This is a genomic window from Leyella stercorea (genome assembly GCF_021531355.1).
Taxonomy (GTDB): domain Bacteria; phylum Bacteroidota; class Bacteroidia; order Bacteroidales; family Bacteroidaceae; genus Prevotella.
The window spans coordinates 1-380 of sequence record NZ_JADYTS010000214.1 but is presented as its reverse complement, the minus strand read 5'-3'; the positions used below and the strand labels follow the sequence as shown (position 1 = coordinate 380).

Annotated in this window: 1 pseudogene; it reads right to left on the bottom strand. The window is 37.9% G+C overall.

Going from position 1 to position 380, the window contains the following annotated elements:
- Window positions 1-208, bottom strand: a pseudogene (locus tag I6E38_RS15125) (hypothetical protein); the annotation flags it as partial.
- Window positions 209-380: the final 172 nt, after the last annotated feature.

The window sequence follows — 380 nt, the reverse complement described above, 5'->3', positions numbered from 1 at the left end:
TGGTCATCAGTTCATAGGGATAATTCACCATAGAAATGAATATCGCCCAAAGCAGGATGTTGCTCCCTACAAAGATGATTGACTCGACAAACAGACTTTGGTGAAAGTCATTGCCTACATACATAGCCACGACAAGAGAGATGGCGAGAATTGCGGTACCAACAAAAGCGTAGATGGTACAATCTGAAGTTGTCTTGTTTTCTATCATTATTGTATTCGTTTTATTGTTATTCGTTCAAAAACTTCCACAAAGTTAGATGCAGAAGCATGTAAAAACAGCATTTACGTTCTCTGGCACTCTTTCTTTTACGCTTTATTAGCGTTCTAATATGATATCATACTCTGAATCATACTTTAAACTGCTCGTTAGTGCCAGTTGC